The sequence below is a fragment of the Pseudomonas sp. genome (assembly GCF_030696055.1).
Lineage (GTDB): Bacteria > Pseudomonadota > Gammaproteobacteria > Pseudomonadales > Pseudomonadaceae > Aquipseudomonas.
This window is the reverse complement of sequence record NZ_JAUYNP010000203.1, coordinates 1-3,896: the sequence shown is the minus strand read 5'-3', so window position 1 is coordinate 3,896 and position 3,896 is coordinate 1. Positions and strand designations below refer to the sequence as shown.

The window sequence follows — 3,896 nt, the reverse complement described above, 5'->3', positions numbered from 1 at the left end:
CTGCGAGCCGTCCCACCAGTGGGTGTTGTGGTTGCGGTAGGTCTGCGGCTTGCCTGCGTCGGCGCTGCTGCGCGTCGGGTCGGGCTGGGTGCGCTTGACCGACATGCTGCCCGAGCCCAATACATCGCCAGGCGGCAGCGGGAACTGGATGGGGTCGGCGTCGGCATTCGGGCCGTGGTCGAACCAGTCGTGCACCATAAATTGAATCCAGGCCGCGGCGATAAAGTTCAGGCTGGCGGCCGGCTTGAATTCGCCGCGCGCCATCAGGCTGTTACTCACCTCCCGCGGGTTGGGCGTGAGCAGCGTGCTGGTTTCGCCCTGGGTCACCGCCGGGTCGACGTTGCGACCGAAACGCCGATACACCGAGCCCTCGGCCGGGTTGCTGAGAATGTTGCAGGTGCCATCCTCGGTGCGGGCCGCCAGGCTGCGCGCATCGCAGCTGATAGTGGCGTTATAGCCCGCGTAGTTTTCGACATCGAAGAGGTTGTTCTCGAACAACGACTGGCGTTCGACCGCCAACACCAGTAGCCCGGAGACTACACCCAACGTTCCCAGCTTGGTCAAAGCTGGCCAAGTGACCCATACCGACATGGCGATTGCTCCCGTTTTTATTGTTGTGCGGACAAGGCGGCTACTGACATAGCAGCGCAGGATCAAGCCTAGGGGCAGGCCATGGCGCAGCACCCCCCTCCAGCGGAGGGGCTGCGGCCAATCAGTTGGAACCTGTACACGATCTGCTGCGCGTCGGCCCTACTGCGTTAAAAGCAGGCTCGGAATGCTCATTTACAGCTCGTAAACTCCGCTTCCTCGCCTGCTTTTGCCTTGTATTGCTCTAGCTCACAAGATCGTGAACAGCTTCCCAGGAGAATGGAGGCGGATTAGCTGAGGGATGCGCGCGGGCGCACGGCGAGAATCGCCTCGGTGCGGCTGGAGACATTGAGCTTGGAGTAGATATTTTTCAGGTGCCACTTGGTGGTGGACAGCGCGATGCCGGTCTTGTCGCTGATCTGGCTGTTCGACAGGCCGTTGAGCAGGCACTCGAACACCTCCACTTCGCGGCCGGTGAGCAGGCCGGTCGCGACCGGGCTGGGCGCCGCAGCGGCTTGCAGGTCCTGGAGAAACTCGCCGTAGCACTCGCGGTATTTTTCCGGCACGGCGGGCAAGCCGGCTTGCGCCAGGCTCAACAGGCCGATGCCGAAGCCGGGCGCCTCATCGAACACCGAACGGCTGATATTGACCACGCCATGGTCCTCCAGCAGACGGCCCAAGGCGCTCAGGCGCTGCCCCTGGCTCTGACCCGGCGCCATCAGCACCAGCCGATTGGCTTCGACCACCAACAGCCGCGCGCGCATCTCGCTTTGCCGCAAGGAGGCCGCCAACACCCTGAGAATGCGTTCGGCCTGGCCCTGGGCGCCGCGCGCCTGCAACCAGTACACACAGGCCAGGCCCAGGCGCTCCCAACTCTCGTCATAGGGTCGCGCGCTGGCCCAGTCGCCAGCTTGCAAGCGCTCGGCCAGGCCGTAACGCTGGGCGACGGCCTCCAGGGCGGCGCTTTTGCCACTCAGATAGGCCTGACGCATGCTCTCCTGGGCGACCTGGCTGACAAAGCGCGCGTAGTTGCCCAGTTGCAGGATGCACGACAGCTGATCGAGCAGGCGACTGGCCCGCTGCCCCAGCTGGCGGCGCTGCAACAGGCGCGCCAGAGTGATATAGACGGTGGCGATCGCCTCGGTCGCCGAGGACGAGTTGACCACCGCCAGCAGCTCCTCGCACAGCTGCTGCGCCTCGGCCAGCTGGTTCTGCTCATAGAGCACCACCACCATGGCCGTGGCGCGATTGACCCAGGCCGGTGCCTGCTGGTCGGTGCGCCGGTAATCGTCGCACACCTGCTTGCGTGCATGGCTGGCGCGCCCGGCATTGCGGTGACAGAGGGCGATGATCAGGTCGCTGTAGCTCTCCAGAAAGCTGTGGCCGGACTGCGCCAGCAGTTCTTTGGACTCGCTGGCGAAGCGGATGGCGTCGTGCAGGCGGGCATCCAGCAACTGCTGGTAGGCGACCACCACCAGCGCGCAGGCGCGAATCTCCGCGGCCTGGCCCGGGCCGAGCAAGTCGCGCGCAGCGGCAGGCGGAACGAAGTCCTTGTCCTGCTCGAACAGGCCGAGCAGCAAGCCGAGAAAGGCCCGCGCCGCCGGCTCCAAGGGCGCGCTGCAGGCGGCCTGGTCCCGGCCATCCAGCGCCTCCAGGTAGTAATGCGCCTGATAAAAGCGCCGCGACAGGGACAGCGCGGCGACCAGCCAGCTGACCAGCCTGGGCTGTTGCAACAGCAGGGTTTCCGGCAGCGGCTCCAGCCAGCGCAGGATGTCGCCGAACTGCCCGGCGCGCACCCAGAGCGCACAACTGCTCTCCAACAGGCGGAGAAACAACGCCTGATCGCCGCTGCGCTGGGCATGCTGCAGGGCCTGTTCATACTCACCCAGACCCTGGTAATAGTCGGCGGCGCGCTTGTGCAAGGTCGCCAGCCGCGCATGCTCTTCAATCAGCAAACGCCGGCAGAGAAAGTCCTGCAGCAGGGCGTGGTAGCGAAACCAGCCCGGCTGATTGTCCACCGGCAAGAGGAACAGCTGCCGCGCGGCCAGCTCCTCGAGCAGCAAGGCCGAGCCACTGCGCTGCAGTACGTGGTCGCACAGGGCGCCATCGAAGCGCTCGAACAGGCCGCTACAGAGCAGGAACTCCCGCAGGCTCGGCGCCAATTGGCGCAGCACCACGTGGGCGAAGTAATCGACTATTTCCGGCTGGCTGCCATTGAAGCGCTCCAGGGCGCAGGTGCCGAAACGCGCATAGGCCAACAGGGCGATCTTCACCCCCGCCACCCAACCCTCGGTCATGCCCAGCAGGCTATCGACATAGGCGGCGCTCAGGCTGCCGCCGCCCAAATGCTCGTTCAGTTGCTGCACCTGCTCGGCCGACAGGCGCAGGTCGTGCTGATCGATGCACAGCAAACGGTTCTCCAGCTTCAGCCGGCTCAGGGAAAAGCCTGGGTGATTACGGCTGGCCAGAATCACCCGCACATTGCTCGGCAGCTGCTCCAGCAGCGCCGCCAGCGGCTCCAGGATGGTCGGCGAGTCGATCCACTGAAAGTCATCCAGCACGATAAACAGCGGCTGTTCGATACGCGCCAGGGCATCGGCGAGGTGATCGCTGACCCGCTGCGCCGACACCTCCGCCGCCACCCCCAGGGGGTTGAACCAGGAACTGTCGAAGTCGCCCACCTGGCTGCGGATGCTGTCGATCAGGCGGCGGAAAAAGCACAGCGGGTCGTTGTCCCTGGCCTGCAAGGGGTAATACAGCACGGCTCCCGCTGCCCGTTGCGCGCGCCACTGTTCCAGCAGAGTCGACTTGCCCGAGCCGGCGGGCGCCAGCAGCAGGGTCAGGGCAAAGTGCTCACTGCGCGCGAGCAGCTCCAGCAAGCTCTCACGCAGCACCCCCTTGGCAAGCGGAACCAATGGCCGTCGATCATCCATGCGCAGGCATCCTGTTCAGGCGTTGTTATTATTTTTCGCGCTGCTGCCGAGCGCTTGGCCGTGGATGCTAGCGCCAACGCTCGGGCACAATTTGAACTCCGTCATGTTTTGCCCATGGCTGATCAAAGGATTGGCCACAGCCAAGCCCACCGCAGCGGCAAAAAAGGACAGATATAGGAGAGCTGAAAGCTCTGGGGATGCACCGCGCCTGCCAGGCTGAGCCCATGCTCAGCCTGGCAAGTTCGGTAAAGCAGCCGTTTGAACCTGTTTCAGGTCTCGCGAGCTAGAGCGAGACAAGGCAGAAATGGCCGAGGGCGCGGAGTTTACGGGCTGTAAATGAGCAGCCCGAGGCCATTTCTAACGCCGTATCGCCGA

2 protein-coding genes are annotated in these 3,896 nt (G+C 64.6%); both read right to left on the bottom strand.

From position 1 onward, the window contains the following. The coding region (locus Q8Q83_RS11820; RefSeq protein ID WP_305623941.1) for a peroxidase family protein at positions 1–591 on the bottom strand (591 nt) is incomplete at its 3' end. A gap of 287 nt (positions 592–878) precedes the next feature. Continuing rightward, positions 879–3,521, bottom strand: a complete 2,643-nt coding sequence (locus Q8Q83_RS11815; RefSeq protein WP_305623939.1) for a LuxR C-terminal-related transcriptional regulator — start codon at positions 3,519–3,521, stop codon at positions 879–881. Positions 3,522–3,896: the final 375 nt, after the last annotated feature.